The 15,789-nt window shown below is 46.6% G+C and carries 9 protein-coding genes; all 9 read left to right on the plus strand.

The features are described from left to right. Positions 1–7 precede the first annotated feature (7 nt). The 9 genes from QFZ78_RS35470 to QFZ78_RS35510 all read left to right on the plus strand — a co-directional run bounded on the left by QFZ78_RS35470 (position 8) and on the right by QFZ78_RS35510 (position 15,749). Complete coding sequence (locus QFZ78_RS35470) at positions 8–1,069, plus strand: ABC transporter ATP-binding protein (RefSeq protein ID WP_307554402.1); 1,062 nt, start codon at positions 8–10, stop codon at positions 1,067–1,069. Between the two features lie 21 nt (positions 1,070–1,090). Continuing rightward, positions 1,091–2,803, plus strand: a complete 1,713-nt coding sequence (locus QFZ78_RS35475; protein ID WP_307554405.1) for an adenine deaminase C-terminal domain-containing protein — start codon at positions 1,091–1,093, stop codon at positions 2,801–2,803. Positions 2,804–3,063: 260 nt separating this feature from the next. Continuing rightward, positions 3,064–6,243 carry a GxGYxYP domain-containing protein gene (locus QFZ78_RS35480; protein ID WP_307554407.1) on the plus strand — a complete coding sequence of 1,060 codons (3,180 nt, stop codon included), beginning with the start codon at positions 3,064–3,066 and terminating at the stop codon, positions 6,241–6,243. A 91-nt stretch (positions 6,244–6,334) separates the two neighbouring features. Then, the gene (locus tag QFZ78_RS35485) at positions 6,335–8,065 is read left to right on the plus strand and encodes a sensor histidine kinase (RefSeq protein ID WP_307554409.1); all 1,731 of its coding nucleotides are present in this window, start codon (positions 6,335–6,337) and stop codon (positions 8,063–8,065) included. Beyond that, complete coding sequence (locus QFZ78_RS35490; RefSeq protein WP_307554411.1) at positions 8,058–9,680, plus strand: response regulator; 1,623 nt, start codon at positions 8,058–8,060, stop codon at positions 9,678–9,680. Before QFZ78_RS35485 ends, QFZ78_RS35490 begins: the two co-directional genes overlap by 8 nt. 141 nt (positions 9,681–9,821) lie before the next feature. Then, on the plus strand, positions 9,822–10,784 hold the full coding sequence (locus tag QFZ78_RS35495) for an ABC transporter permease (protein ID WP_307554412.1): 963 nt from the start codon (positions 9,822–9,824) through the stop codon (positions 10,782–10,784). Positions 10,785–10,837: 53 nt separating this feature from the next. Next, positions 10,838–11,731: a carbohydrate ABC transporter permease gene (locus QFZ78_RS35500; protein WP_307554414.1), complete on the plus strand. Its 894-nt coding sequence runs from the start codon at positions 10,838–10,840 to the stop codon at positions 11,729–11,731. Positions 11,732–11,781: 50 nt separating this feature from the next. After that, a complete protein-coding gene (locus QFZ78_RS35505) occupies positions 11,782–13,464 on the plus strand; it encodes a type 2 periplasmic-binding domain-containing protein (protein ID WP_307554418.1) in 1,683 nt (560 codons plus the stop codon). A 101-nt stretch (positions 13,465–13,565) separates the two neighbouring features. Further along, positions 13,566–15,749 carry a hypothetical protein gene (locus tag QFZ78_RS35510; RefSeq protein WP_307554420.1) on the plus strand — a complete coding sequence of 728 codons (2,184 nt, stop codon included), beginning with the start codon at positions 13,566–13,568 and terminating at the stop codon, positions 15,747–15,749. Positions 15,750–15,789: the final 40 nt, after the last annotated feature.

The raw sequence follows: 15,789 nt of genomic DNA on the forward strand, positions 1-15,789 counted from the left end.
TTCATCCATGGCATTGCTATCACTGGAAAATATTTCGGTTGCCTATGACCAGCAATATATTCTGCAGGACTTCAACCTAAGTGTTGAAAAAGGAAGTCTGATCTCGCTGCTCGGTCCAAGTGGATGCGGGAAAACGACGACTCTACGGCTAATCGCGGGATTTATAGAGGCGAGGGCAGGTAAATTTTCACTAAACGGAAAAGATTATACGCACGTTCCCGTCAACAAACGGAACTTTGGATTCGTGTTTCAGAGCTATGCTTTGTTTCCGCACTTATCCATTTATGACAATGTAGCTTTCGGTCTGCGTCTTCGGAAAGTGAGTGGGGCAGAGATCGATCGGCGAGTCAGAAACATCCTCGATATCGTAAGTCTGTCCGGCTTCGAAAAGCGGTTTCCGAAGGAACTCTCAGGCGGCCAAAGACAGCGGGTCGCAATTGCCAGGGCACTTGTGATCGAGCCGGAATTGCTGCTCTTCGACGAACCGCTAAGCAATTTGGACGCTAATCTGCGCATTAATATGCGGGTGGAGATCCGACGCATTCAGCAGGAGCTCGGTATTACTACTGTCTATGTATCGCATGATCAGGAAGAGTGCTTCTCCATCTCCGATCAAGTTGCCATTATGAATAAAGGCATCATTGAACAGCTTGGCGCTCCAGCGGCGATATTTAAATATCCAAAAACGGAGTTTGTGGCTCGGTTTATTGGCTTTACGAATTTTATTACCTTCGATTCCAGGTTCGATGGAAATGAAGAGATTGCGTTGAAGGTGAAAGACTATATGTTCGCCGTTACGAAGCATCCAAGCAAAGGAGAACAGCTTGGCAAGCAAGGGGCTATTCGTCCGGATGATGTTGTGATTGGAATGCCTGATGAAATCGCGGTAGGAGCGAATCGATTGACAGGTCAAGTCAAAGTCAGCACCTTCCTTGGAAGAAGCTATCAATACGTTGTTGAGACGGAGCTGGGGAATTTCACAGTGAATAAAGAAATGGAACTTCCTTACCTGAATGGTCAAGAGGTCCGGCTTCTTTTTCCTAGCGAGAAATTAGTTCTAGTTGAGTAATGTACTTGGAGGCGAAGGCAGATGCATGTAGATTTACTGATTGAAAATGTACGAATTTATAATAGTTATTTTAAAACATTCATCCAAGGTAATGCAGCGATCTTGGATGGAAGGTTTCTATATATCGGGGAACGGGCTGCCGATAGCTTCGAAGCGGCCGAGCACTTGGACGGACAAGGACGTTATATGATTCCCGGCCTCATTGATATTCATCTGCATATCGAAAGCACGATGGTCACGCCGGAGACATTCTCCTACGGACTCATTCGCAACGGCGTTACAACCATCGTTCCAGAGCCTCATGAGATTGCCAATGTCTTCGGACTTGACGGGGTGAAGGAATTCATTAAAGCTAGCCAGCATTGTGTGGCGGACATGTTCTACGCCATCCCGAGTTCGGTTCCTGCTACTTCGATGGAAACGACCGGAGGAGCGATTGAAATCGAAGATTTGGACGAACTGCTTCGTACGGAACGAATCATTTGTTTAGGCGAAATCATGAACTACGTAGACGTCATAACGGATCCCGATTGCAAGACGAATCACATTTTAAATCATATCCGCAGTCATTATCCTCATCTTATTATTGAAGGGCATGTTCCCAAACTGCTGGATTTGGATTTGCACCGAATGATCTATAGCGGGGTAGATTCCGATCATACACATCAATCGATCGAAGGCATGGAAGCACGAATCGCTGCGGGTATGTTTATTGAAATTCAAGAAAAATCGATGACGCCTGAAGTGATAGCGTATTTGATGGAGCATGAGGTATCTGAGCATTTTTGTTTTGTAACTGATGATGTGATGGCAGATTCCTTCGAAGGTCGGGGACACTTGAATCACCTTGTGCGTAAAGCGATTGGGATGGGCATGAAACCTGAGCAGGCGATTTATGCCAGTACGCTTTCTCCAGCCAAAAGAATGCGAATGTATGATCGCGGCGTTATTGCGCCAGGTAAAATTGGCGATTTTCAACTGATATCCAATTTGGAGCAGCTGACAATCGATCAAGTGTACAAGCATGGCCGCAAGGTCTACGATGTGCGTGAACCGTATGAGCCGACCGTCCATTCACCCGCCTTTCCAGCGCACTATTATCAAAGTGTTCATATGGCGCCGTTAACAGAATCGGATTTCTATATGGAAACAGAAGTCGCTGATGGTCGGTATGCCTGCCGAACGATGATGGTGAAGGATGGCTCCACGTTTACAGAGGAGCATCACGCCCAGGTGGAAGCTCGTCAAGGGATGCTTAACTGGCAGGAAAGCGGCTATGGACTGATTGCTACGTTTGAACGCTACGGGAAAAACGGGAATCGCGCTTATGGTTTAATCGGCGGAGATACGATCAAGCGAGGAGCCATAGCAACGACTTATTCGCACGATAACCATAACATGCTTGTTATCGGGCACAATCCCGTCGATATGATGATTGCGGCGAATGAGGTCATCAAGAATCAAGGGGGCTTTAGCGTTGTTGATAACGGCAAAGTGATCGCTAATCTTGAGCTGCCTGTTGGCGGTATTTTAACCGAAGTCCCTTTGGAGCAAGTCGCGAAGGAAGTTGAGCAGCTGCGCAAGGCTATGGAATCGTTAGGCTACTGCCATTATAATCCGATCATGTCCATCAGTACTCATTCTTTACCTGTTAGTCCTGCACTGAAAATAACGGATTTTGGTTTAATTGATGTGAATGAAGGGAAAGTTGTGCCTCTAATCATACACAGTTAATTGGAAAAGCTAAGTCATGGATGGTTATCACCATTGTGGCTTGGCTTTTTTTTCGTTAATGGATAACCATCGATCCCATAGGAGCGGAGGCCCAGCCTTCAAGTTTATCTAGGCGTTTAGTATGTCGAACCATGACAAAAATGATGTGAATATAGTAGATTTAAATGATCTAAATGACATGTAGAATATGTTAATGATATATTGTATAATTCAAATGTGAATTATTCCCGTCATACATTCGAATCATGAGGAGGTTTATAATGAGAAAAACCAGTTTATTCGTCTTGTTTGTATGCTTTTCTATTGTCATGTCACTCTTAGGGACATCTGTGTCTCCAGCCGCTGCAGCTAATGAAACAGAGTCAGATGATGCAACAACTCTTTCTCAAAGCGGATCACCGCAATTGGACGCTAACTACGTAAAGGCTGCTGTTAAAGCCAAAAAGCTTTTTGTGATCCGTTTGAGCGATATGTCGGAAACGGAAAGTGCCATGATCGCTTCGCTGCAAGGGCTGCTCGCTAATAAGTCATCTAATCAAATTTACATACTGCCCGATTCCGGGAATTACAAGATATGGCTGGACGATTTGGTCCAAAAATACGGGGTGAAAACGGAATTTATCCATGATCCTTGGAAGCTCGTAAAGGAATTCAAGAAGCAGTTTGATGGCTATTTACTATGGGAAAAGGGGAACAGCTCCATCAATGCAGCTACTTCATTAGCCCATTTGAAGCAAGCCATTTTAATTGAAAAAGGTGATGTCAATCAAGCCAAAAGCTACAAGCAATTAATGGATCTCTCGACAAAGGATGAAGCTTGGGTCAAGCAAAACTACTGGAATAAGCTCAACCATCGCACCTTGATTGAGCAAAAAGGGGAGACGAGCGAAGAATTGGCGTCCGGTATGGGCGGCAAATTACGAGATTACGCTGTAATGGCTAACGCTTTCACCTTTTATGATGGGAACAGCGCGTTCCGACAATCCGTCGTTGCAGACGCGGAGCCCGATGCTGTCATCTTAGGATGGGGAGATGCGTCAAAAGGCGAAGACGCTTTCATACGTCCGAGTTCGACAGCGGGTGTATATACACTGCCGGCTGATCATGCCTATAATTTGTCCGTATTAAGCAGCTTTAACATCAAAGAATTCAAACAGAAGGATCAGACGCAGCCTCCGGTTCAGGATAATGTGCATTATGTGTCATTCGTCATGTCGGACGGCGATAATATCCAATGGATGCTGAACGATTTGGCCGAGAAGGGCAAGCCTTGGTTCGGTAACCCAAACCGTGGGAATTTCGATATGGGGTGGGCTGTTTCTCCCAGCATGATGGATTTGGCGCCGACTGTGCTGGAACGATTTTATCAGGATGGTACAAAGGAAGATAATTTTGTCGTTGGTCCTTCAGGCGGCGGTTATATGTATCCATCTATGTATCCGGAGCAGGAGCTGGATGCGCATCTCAAACAGTTAAACGCTGATATGGGCAGAGCTGATTTATCGCTCGTTGAAGTGATAGATTTTAATGCTTTCAACAAAAAAGCGATGTGGGATAAGTATACGGCTCAGCCGAATGTGGATGGCGTTATTTATTTGGAATACAGCAATCATAAAGCGTTAAACGGGGCCTTAAAGTGGTCTAACAATAAGCCCATCGTCACTCCGCGGGAAATGCTGTGGCATGGTATCGCTGGAAGCGATGTTACGTCAGTTGTCCAGCATATCAATGCAGCGCCAAGAAATCCGAAGAGTGCCGCAGGCTATTCGCTTGTTCTCGTTCATGCCTGGTCATCCTCCATGGATGAAGTAAAGGCTGTTATCGATCAACTGCAAGGCGATGTTCAAGTCGTAACGCCCGATAAAATGGTGAAACTGATTCAAAATAACGTACCTAAAGAGGATACGGAAGTTGCCAATAAGGTGTATGAAGCGGAAACCGATTTTGGCCATAACACAGGGAAGTTGGACGGTGATGGCTGGTCGGCTAATCCACAGGAGCATGCAGCTGGACATATGCTCTTCGGACCAGGTGCCTCAGACATTCCTGCAGGCCGCAACCAAGTCAAATTCAAAGCTATGATTGACCAGGTGAGTGGAGATAATGATCGTGTACTGAATCTGGATATCTATGACGATACAGCTGGAGTGGTGGTGGCAGAGAAAGCCGTACATCGATCCGAGTTCCAGAGTGCTGACACGTATCATAATTCAACACTCGAGGCCGACTTTGTTGCGGGTCATTCTTATCAGTTCAGAGCTTGGTATGATGGCAACGCCAAGGTTAAAATCGATCGAGTCACCGTCGTGATGAACCGTAATTTGGCTCAGCGACTCTATGAAGCCGAGAACGATTTCGGACATAACACAGGGGCGATTGATGGAGATGGCTGGTTGGCAAATATTGAGCAGCACGGACCCGGTCATATGTTATATGGACCTTATGTGGCCGATTTACCATCAGGCGTGCATGACGTCACTTTCCGTATGAAGGCTTCGGGCGCGACCTTACCTGATGATACTATTGCTATCATTGATATTAATAATGCGAGTGCTGATCAAATTATTGCTTCAAAAGAGCTGAAGTTACGGGATTTTGCCGTACAAGACCAGTACATGGATATAAGCTTGGAGGACGTAGACTATTCACTCGGGAGTACCTATGAATTCCGTGTGCACTTCGAAGATAAGGCGAACGTTAAAGTCGACCACGTGCGGCTGGATATGCCAGAAATAACGCTGCCGAATACACAATCGCTTTATTTTAAATTCGGAGGATCGAATGTAACCTCGTTGGTGTTCGGAACAGATGCAGGGCAGAAGCAGCTTCAATTATGGGGAAAAGCGAGCGAGCAAGGCAAGCCGGACGTTAATTTGACGGTGGATGGGACTTGGACTGTCACGCAAGGTGAAACTACGGTCACAATCGGTGACGGTGGCGCTCTGCAGGTGCTTCAAAGCGGAGATGCCATCGTGAAGGCGTCGTACAATGGCCTTGAAGCGCAGATTCCGATTCATGTATCGGCGAACTATACGAGCCGTATTTTCGAAGCGGAGCGTGACTTCGGCCATAATACGGGAGCTGCAGCCTCCGATGGTTGGTATGCGAATCCGCAGGACCATGCGGCAGGTCATATGCTGCATGGTCCTGGGGTAGCGGATCTCCCTTCCGGAAGCCTTAAGGTCGACTTCCGCATAAAGATCGACAATCCGGCAGGCGGTTCCGAACGGGTGCTGAATCTCGACATCTATGACGGAACAGGCAACAAAGTAACTGGCGAAAAACCCGTGCTGCGCAGTGATTTCAATGCCGCCGATACGTATCAGTCCATTACTATGGAGGCTGATTTCGTACTGGGGCATGCCTATCAGTTCCGTGTGTGGTATGACGATAATACGACTGTACAGATCGATAATGTGTCAGTGCATATCCCACAATGAACCATTTGTTAATTTTACTATAAAGGAAATGTCTGTCCCCTTAGGGAAATGAAGAGATTATGCTTGCTTAAACGAAGGGGGACAGACATGCATGAAGTTACACAAAAAATTAATGATCGTATATTTGCTGACCATTCTACTTCCGATTGTAGGGTTAACGAATTACTTCCTTAATCAAATGTCAGACCTCATTATCCGGTACGTATCTGATTCTTATCAAAAGATATTAGTCCAATCCAACAACGGTATTTACTACAATATCCGATTCTATGAAAGCATTCTTGACAATTTAACGGTGTCGGAGTCCGTTCAAAACGTACTTTCGGAACCTGAAGTGTACAGGGAAAAAGGCGTTATTATCATGAACCGGGAAATCTCTCGTGCGGTCCGGTTTATCCAAGCCTATCAGGCGACCGATGTCGAGAGCATCGAATTTTTCTCCACATCACCGGATGTCATGTCCGATGGTGTATATCTTTTTCCAGAGGATAGGCTTCGAAGGGTTCTCGGCTTGAAGGAGATACCGGACTCGAAGTTTTGGATACTTGAACATTATGACGGTAAATATTATTACGCGTTGGTGCGGCCGATTTACAGCATCGGGGAGTTCAAGAAAATTGGTTATATAAAGCTAACGATCCAGATCCCATCCGTGACGTATGTGCAGGAAACGTTGGGCAACAAAGCTGACGCAAGTGGAAGCTTAATCATTGCAGACAGTAAGGGAACCATCATGTTTAACCCTGACACCGATCAACTTGGCAAACCGCTTCCACAGGAAATTGTCGAACGGACCAGTGAGGATCGAAGCTCCGAATCCGAGCTGAACCTACATATTCAGGGAACCGACTATGTCATGTGGTACCGCAAGCTCCAGAATGTTGACTGGACGATGTACCTTCTTGTGCCCAAAGCGTCCATTCAATCCAAAGTGAATGAAATTCGGCAAACCATATTGACAGTTAGTATCATTTGTATGATTATTTTCTCTTTTCTGACCTTGCTTATAACTCGTCAACTGACCCGCGGGATCCGACGTCTCCACGCCAAAGTATCCCGGGTAGGCAGGGGGGTGCTCTCTACGAGCCGCAGAGTCCGTGTTAAAGGCGATGAGATCGATGAATTAGATCGTAATTTTGATAACATGCTCGATAATTTACGAGATCTCATTCACCAAAACTATGTGGAAAAACTGGAAAGAAGGGAAATGGAGCTCAATTTTTTACAAGCACAGATTAATCCTCATTTCCTGTACAATACATTGGATGCAATCAAGAACGAGATTGACATGGACGAGAAGCAGACCGCCATTGGCATGGTCGTCGCACTAGCGGACCTTTTTCGAATATCGGTATCCAAGGGAAGTAACACCATCCGTTTCGAACAAGAAATTGATCACGCCAAATGTTATTTGAAGATTCTAGAAATCCGTTTCGGTGCTCGGCATACGATTGAATGGCAAATAGATCCGCAGATACCAAGTCTCTATACCTTGAAAATTATTCTTCAGCCTCTCCTAGAAAATGCGATCCAGCATGGGCTGAAGGGAATGGCGGGAGGCTCTGTAACCGTAATAGGTGAGCTCTCAGAACAGGCTGTTGTCGTGACCGTTCGTGATAATGGCGTGGGGATGTCGAAGTCTCAAGTAGAGACTTTGCTAAGTGATCATTCGCCCAGCAAGGGCATCGGGTTATACAACGTGAACAGTCGAATTCGGATGTATTTCGGCAGTGAGTATGGCATGTCAATGAAGTCCGAACCCGGGAAAGGAACGGAAGTTGTATTAACGCTGCCAGTGCTTGAGGGGGTTGAACATGTATAAGCTGCTTATTGTGGAAGACGAATTATCAACTCGCAAGTGGTTCACTAAGGTTATTAATTGGGAGCAAAATGGTTTTGAAGTCATTGCGATTGTGGAGGATGGGCAGCAAGCATGGGAAATCCTGAAGGAACGTCCTGAAGTGGACGTGGTGATGACCGATATCCGGATGCCCTACATGGATGGTTTGGAACTAACGGAGCGTATCCGATCACTGCCGGGTGAACCTGTGGAAATTGTCATTCTTAGCGGTTTCGGGGAATTCGATTATGCACAGCAGGCCATTAAGCTTGGCGTGCGCGATTACTTGCTGAAGCCTGTGACCAAAGAGCAATTAACAGAAGTATTCGAAACAATCGCGCGTAGACTGGATGAGCGTCATTTGCAGTTGACGAAAATCCTATATGCCAATCAAATGCAGAAGGAGAAGGCATTGCTTGAAAAAGCGCAAATCTATGAACGCTGGCTGACGCGTAAAGACATCCTGATCTCTCCAGAGCGGTGGTTCAATCAATTTGATGCTCAATTAGACATACTGAATGGCTCATTTCTTATGCTTGTCGCGGAATTCGATGATTACGCCAAGTTCACCGATAATTACAACGATGAAGATCAGAAACTATGCCGCTTTATCGTTCATAATATTTTGGAGGAAATCTCTCACAGTTACGGAGCGGTTGATTCTGTGTTGATGCCGCCGAACCGTTACGTGTTCCTCCTTGAAGCCGGCTTAGAAAGAGCGGTCGATAACAAAGGACTTCTAGTGGGCCATGCTTTCCAAGAGAGCTTAAACAAATATTTGCGGTTATTTAATGTTCAACTTTCAGTAGGATGCAGTCAACGGTTCGAGGGTATTTCCAATGTTCCCGAGGCCTATGATCAAGCTTTCAAGGCACTTAGGCATAAATTTTTCACGGGTAAAGGGTCTGTCAATCCATTTCATCCTTCATCGCAAGGACAAAACGAGGGCTTCTATCCGACTGAGCTTGAAAAGAGGCTCATCATTGCCTTTAAACAAGGCGACGAACAAGGGGGTTATGGACTCTTTAACGAATTTCTGCGGAATTTGTGCAGCAGCGGGGAATCGGAGGATTCCATACGTTTCATTGTGGGTGAGATGCTCGTTAATCTGTTTCGTCAGCTCAGGGAAGTTAAATCTCTTCCTGTGACGAGCGAAGTTATGGAAATGTTTATAGAGGAGATCCGTTGTCAGGAAACGTACGTTGAGCTTACCGAGAAGGCAAAAGAGTTGATTCAGTTTATGCTGCAATCGATCGCCATCGAAGCTCTATACCTGTCACCAGTCTCCAAAGGCATTGAGTACATGAAGATCAAGCTGTCTAGGGATATTTCTCTTCAGGAGGTTGCTGAATATGTGGGCATCAGCGCTTCTTATTTCAGCACCATATTTAAGCAAGAGAAGGGTTATAACTTCGTAGATTTTCTCGTTCGCCTTCGTATGGAGAAGAGCTTGGAACTGCTTGAACGAACGGCCTTAACCGTAGCTCAAGTTGGGGATGAGGTCGGGTATCAGAGTTACCGTTATTTTACAAAGGTATTCAAAGATTACTACGCGATGACGCCAACCCAATTCAGGGAAAGACTCAAGATGACTTGACAATAAAAAAAGTGATAATTCCAAAGAAAGTGATACCTGATCATAAATATTTGGACTTACGAGTAGGTATACATGGATGATATGATAAATATATCAAATGAAACCTATGAATAAGTCCTATAAGGAGGTAAAACGCTTACAATGGAATCACTGACAAATTCTATGACTCAAATTCAGCCCCGAAAACCGATGTCATTCAAGCGTTTGCTATGGAAACGCATCTGGCAGCATAAAGTATTTTACTTATTCATGCTGCCAGGCATCATTTGGTTCTTCATTTTTTCTTACGTTCCCCTATACGGAATTCAAGTGGCGTTTCGTAATTTTACATTCACCGGCGGCTTCTCAGGAAGTCCTTGGGCCGGCTTGAAATACTTTCGCCAATTCTTCGATTATTATCAATCAACAGAGCTCATACGTAACACCATTGTGATCAGTTTGTCAAAGCTTCTCATTGGTTTCCCTATGCCGATTATTCTCGCGATTCTTTTGAATGAAGTTCGCAGAGTGAAATTCAAGAAAGTTGTTCAAACCCTTTCCTACTTACCTTACTTCGTATCTTGGGTCGTAGTCGTGACGCTGATGCAGCGCCTCCTAACTCCATATGGAGGACCTATGAATGACCTGATTGCCTTACTTGGCATGGAGCGCATTCAATTCCTTTACAACACCACATGGTTTTATCCCATGATATTGGGGTCTGATGTTTGGAAAAATATTGGCTGGAACTCCATCATCTACATGGCGGCAATAGCCGGGATTGATCAGCAATTGTACGAAGCGGCGAAGATTGACGGCGCGAATCGGTTTCGGCAAATGTGGCATGTCACGCTCCCCGGCATTCGCAACATTGCTGTGATCCTCTTTATTCTCTCCGTCGGCGGCTTGATGAGCGCCGGGTACGAACAGCTGCTTCTTTTGAATGGGCCTGCAACAGCTCGAATAGGGAGTGTCCTCGACGTGCATGTCATCACTTCCGGTATTAGTGGAGGCCGACTAAGCTATGCGGCTGCTGTTGGTTTGTTCCAAAGCATTATAGGCCTGGTGATGATTCTAGTTGTCAACCGAATCGCCAAGAAATACAGCGATGTGTCCCTTTTTTAAAGCAAACGCTTACGAAGAAAGTTTACTCACGAAGACGCTAAGGAAGTGATGAGATGAAGCGCAATTTTTCCTTGTTCAGCACACTAAATTATATCATCTTGGCGCTGATCGGTTTCTCGATGATCTACCCGTTCATTTACATTCTCGTATACTCACTTAACGATGGAAAGGACTCCATGCAGGGTGCGCTATATTTCTGGCCTCGGCAGTTTACATTAGATAACTACGTGCAGGTGTTCGACAATCCTCGTATCTGGCAAGCTTACAAAATTACACTGCTTCGCACGATTCTCGGCACATTTCTACACGTGCTTTTGTGTACCCTTATGGCTTACGCATTGGCAAAGAAAACATTGCCGGGAAGAACATTTTTCACATTCTATATCTTTTTGCCTACGATTTTCAGCGCGGGTTTCATTCCTTACTTCATCACACTGCAAAAGCTTCATTTGATCAACTCTTTCTGGGTGTTTATCATTCCGATGCTATTCAACTTCATGCATATCGTCATCATCCGGACGTTCCTGCAGGGAATACCGGAAGAGCTGGACGAATCGGCACGGATTGACGGCTATGGCGATTTCACGATTTTCTTGAAAATAATCCTGCCCTTATCAGGTCCAGTGTTAGCGACGATTAGTTTGTTCATCGGTGTCTCGCATTGGAACGATTGGTTCTCTGGGGCTTACTACGTATCCAACAAAAATCTTGTGCCTGTTCAAACACTGCTGCAGCAAATGCTGACAGAAGCGGAAGCGCTCTCGAATTCGATGCAGCGGGCAGCTCAGCAAGGAGGCCAAACGATTAGCGTGAATCCAGCCGGTTCAACGCCCGAATCGTTACGGATGGCGCTCCTGGTTATCACCGTCTTCCCGATTTTGTGTATCTACCCATTCCTGCAGAAGTATTTTGTCAAGGGTGTCTTGCTAGGATCCGTTAAGGGTTAGCTGTCCTCGATTTTGGGGGGCTTATCATATAAAAATGAAGGAGGGTTCTTATGAAAAAGAAATGGTCTAGAAGTACTTCCGTCGTATTAGCATTAACGCTTGCAGGTGGTTTAATTGGTTGTACCCAGAAGGAAGAAACGTCTGCAAGCCCAAGTGGAAATTCAAGCACAAGTCCAAGTGCAACCGCGAAAACGGACACTAAAAAAGAAGTCACACTTAAAATTTTGAACAACTGGAATGGTTCTAACGGTTCTGAAAGCGACATGAACGCCGTTGCCAAAGTGATCAAGGAGAAAACCGGGGTAACGGTTCAAATGGAATATACCAAAGGAAGCGAAGTGGAGAAAGTCAACACGATCTTCGCAACGCAAGACCTGCCAGATATATATACGGGACCGGCGTGGGGCGGTGAGTTGGATGGCATCGTCAAGGCTGCAAAAGAGGGCCAACTGGTTGATCTCTCAGGCAAGCTGGCCAATTATCCTAACTTAGCCAAAGAAATTGCCAAGGAAAATGTACCGCCTGCTCTCTATGAAAAAGCTATTGATGCCTACGGAGGCAAAAAATATTTGCTATATCAAAATCACCCCGCAACGGATAAGGATGCCATGGACTGGTTGTACAGCTTCTATGTACGCAAGGACATTGCTGAGAAAATAGGTGTCGATCCGCAGTCCGTCAAAACAAAGGATGATTTGTACAATTTCTTGAAGAAGATCAAAGATGCAGGGCTCAAAGAAAGCGGTCAACCTGTCATTCCGCTCGGCGGCTTTCATAACGGTTGGGCTGTTAATATCGGAGATAAGATGTTCATGGGGTCTGGCTTCCTGGATAAAGGGGACGGCGCTCTAGAGAATAATTTCTTTACGAAAGAATATGAAGACTACACGTTATATTATCGAAAGCTGATTTCCCAAGGGCTGCTCGATTCCGAAGCGTTTACGCAGACGGATCCTATCGCTAATGAGAAAGTGAAGCAAGGCCGCGTAGCCGTCCTCGCAGCTCACTATCCTGCTATTCTTGATGCCTCTAAGGACTACGTCCAGTCGCACCCGGGCAGCGATTATGTACCTGTAGGTCCACTTGAAAGAGCTGGCGCCGAGGCCAATCGTCCGGCCGATCTTGGCGTCCAAGGCAACAATGTGACCGTCATTACCAAGCAAGCAAAGGATGTGGATGCGGCACTGCGCTTGTTGGATTTCTTAGCTTCTGATGAAGGTTTCATGCTTACTCGTTACGGCGTTCAAGGTGTTCATTGGGATATGCAGAACGGTAAACCGACAGCGAAAAAGGAATGGTTTGATAAGTTTGTGAATGACAAAACCGGGAAGTTGAAAAAGAACGAAGGGATCGGCGTCGGCTATGAAAATATGACGGGTCTGGACCGTACGAATTCCAAAGGTAATGGGGACATCTGGGCCGATCAGAATCGCATGGCAGCTCTTGAGAAAGCACGTAAAATTTTACGTCCGAACGGCATTAAAGTCATCACCGCCTATAATCCTTGGGACGTCATTGCGAAGGCCCCTCAATGGGAATCGCTTAAGCCATCCATGGATAAAACCGGTGACGTTTGGAAGGAAGCGATATTTGCCAAATCCGATGAGGCGGCACTCAAAATCATCAATGATTTACGTGGGCAGCTGGTAAAAACAGGCTATCGCGAAGCGATGAAATTCACGAATGATAATCTAAAAGGCAAAGAAGTAGTAAAACTTCAAATGCCAAACTAAAACTTAACAAGAGGCCGCTCTGGTGGCGAACGACGGGAGAGGTAATATGACTCTCCCGTTCTTGTTCGGCCGAGTGGAAACTCCTAGAGGAGGGATTACCTTTGTCGAGACCGGTATCGGATAGGAAGGAATGGACTGGTTTTCAAGAATCGCGTCCGTATGGGGCTAAATACGATTTGCGCAGCGATTTTGTCATGGTGTATGGCATCTCGGACGACTTGGAGGAACGAATCGCTGGGTGGAAAGAAAGGGGCTATATCATCCACCTGATGACAGGAGTTTCATGGGGAGAATACCAAGACTATTTGTACGGAGAGTATGATGGCCGTGATCATTGGGACGAAGCTCAGACCAATCGCGCTGGAGACCACCTGCTGCACGGCAAAGACGTGCCTTACATGGTCCCGACGATTTCCTTTAGCGAGTACCTGGCTGCCGGCATTAAGCGAGCGATCGACAGTGGGGCCGTAGCCATTCATCTGGAGGAGCCGGAGTTTTGGGTAGCCGGCGGGTATTCCGAAGCTTTCAAACGGGAGTGGCGCATATTTTATCAGGAGCCGTGGATACCGCCTCATGAGTCGCCAGATGCTCAGTACCGGGCGTCCAAGTTGAAAGCGTATCTGTACTATCGTACGCTAGATCGCTTATGTGCGCAGATGAAGGAATATGCGGAAGTCCATTATGGGCGTGCGATCCGTTTTTATGTGCCGACACATAGTCTGATCAATTACACACAGTGGCGGATTGTGAGTCCGGAAGCGCTGCTCGTCAACATGCCAACCTGCGACGGGTTTATTGCCCAAGTATGGACGGGGACATCGCGTACCCGTAATGTATACAAAGGCATTCGCGAGGAACGAACGTTCGAAACGGCATTCCTTGAGTACGGTGTCATGCAAGAGCTTGTTCGCGGCACAGGGCGTGATATGTGGTTTCTACATGATCCAATTGAGGACAATCCGAATTATACGTGGTCGGACTACAAGGTCAATTATGAAGATACAGTTGTGGCTTCTCTGCTTCATCCTTACGTAAACAATTACGAGATATGCCCATGGCCGCGAAGAGTGTTCGAGGTTGCCTATCCGAAGGAAGACGGCAAGGGGAAAGAAATGATCCCCCCCGATTACGCGACCGAGCTGTTGACTGTTATGCACGTACTTCGTGATATGCACCGCCATGAGGAGATCACGTCCGATGAACAAACGGATGGAATCGGTCTCCTCCTTGCCAACTCAGCGATGTTCCAACGGGGTGACATTGAGCTGCAGGCAGATGAGGGTGACTTTCGTTACGATGGCACCATCCGTTCATTAATTCTTCCTTCCGAGCATCACGAAGAGATGCTGAATTGGTCGGCATTCTATGGGCTGGCGCTGCCGCTTGTTAAGCATGGCATACCGCTTCGCCCGGTTCAGCTGGACAATTTGCTTCATTTCCCAGGGTATTTGGACGATTACCGAGTGCTGCTGCTCAGTTATGAATTTATGAAACCGGAGCACGCCGGTCTTCATCAAGTACTGTCGCAGTGGATACGAGAAGGAGGCTGCTTGATCTATGTTGGAGACGGCAGTGACCCGTACCACAGTGTCAAGGAATGGTGGAACCAAGGCGCTAAAGCATACGAACGACCAGATGATCACTTATTCGAAGCCATTGGGATGGGGCGCCGTCCTGAGGATGGGGAGTACCGGGTAGGTCAAGGCGGTGTTATCGTCCACCGCGTTCATCCAGCTCGACTGGCTGAAACCGAAGACGGCGCGAATTGGGTACGCGAAAGTGTAAAGCGTGCACTAGTCATGCGCGGAGATGAGGAGCCTTTGCACGAAAAACATTACCTTCAAATCCGTCGAGGTCCCTATGTCGCAACACGTGTCATGACAGAGTCACTTACGGATGAGGTGGTCACCGTTCATGGCAGCTACATCGACCTTTTCGATGCCAGACTTGCTATTGTGAGCAATCCGGTTGTCGAACCAGGCAAGGGCAGTCTACTCTATGACCTTGAGGCAGCTCCTGATCTGACTTCAGCCGTCATCATCAGTTCATCTCGAATCCGTGACGAGGAACCCGCCATCAATAGGAAGTTTCAATTCGTCTCCGAGGCGCCTGAAGGAGTCACCGTTAGTACAAGACTCCGACTGACAGAGGAACCTCGTCTTGTTACAGCGGATGGTCTTGAAGTTGTAGATCGAAGCTGGGAACATGGATCTCAAACGCTTCTAATCCGCTATCCTGGCGTGCCGGAGGGGACACTCGTTACAGTCATTTTCCAAATGGGATAAATTGGTTGAGGATGGAAAAGCTACTCTCAGGAAGGAGAGA

It is taken from the genome of Paenibacillus sp. V4I5 (assembly GCF_030817255.1).
In the GTDB taxonomy this organism is placed as follows: domain Bacteria; phylum Bacillota; class Bacilli; order Paenibacillales; family NBRC-103111; genus Paenibacillus_E.

Bases quoted from the DNA above. Each gene is read 5' to 3' on its own strand.
- QFZ78_RS35470 (WP_307554402.1), top strand. From the start codon at position 8: ATGGCATTGCTATCACTGGAAAATATTTCGGTTGCCTATGACCAGCAA.
- QFZ78_RS35475 (WP_307554405.1), top strand. From the start codon at position 1,091: ATGCATGTAGATTTACTGATTGAAAATGTACGAATTTATAATAGTTAT.
- QFZ78_RS35480 (WP_307554407.1), top strand. From the start codon at position 3,064: ATGAGAAAAACCAGTTTATTCGTCTTGTTTGTATGCTTTTCTATTGTC.
- QFZ78_RS35485 (WP_307554409.1), top strand. From the start codon at position 6,335: ATGAAGTTACACAAAAAATTAATGATCGTATATTTGCTGACCATTCTA.
- QFZ78_RS35490 (WP_307554411.1), top strand. From the start codon at position 8,058: ATGTATAAGCTGCTTATTGTGGAAGACGAATTATCAACTCGCAAGTGG.
- QFZ78_RS35495 (WP_307554412.1), top strand. From the start codon at position 9,822: ATGGAATCACTGACAAATTCTATGACTCAAATTCAGCCCCGAAAACCG.
- QFZ78_RS35500 (WP_307554414.1), top strand. From the start codon at position 10,838: ATGAAGCGCAATTTTTCCTTGTTCAGCACACTAAATTATATCATCTTG.
- QFZ78_RS35505 (WP_307554418.1), top strand. From the start codon at position 11,782: ATGAAAAAGAAATGGTCTAGAAGTACTTCCGTCGTATTAGCATTAACG.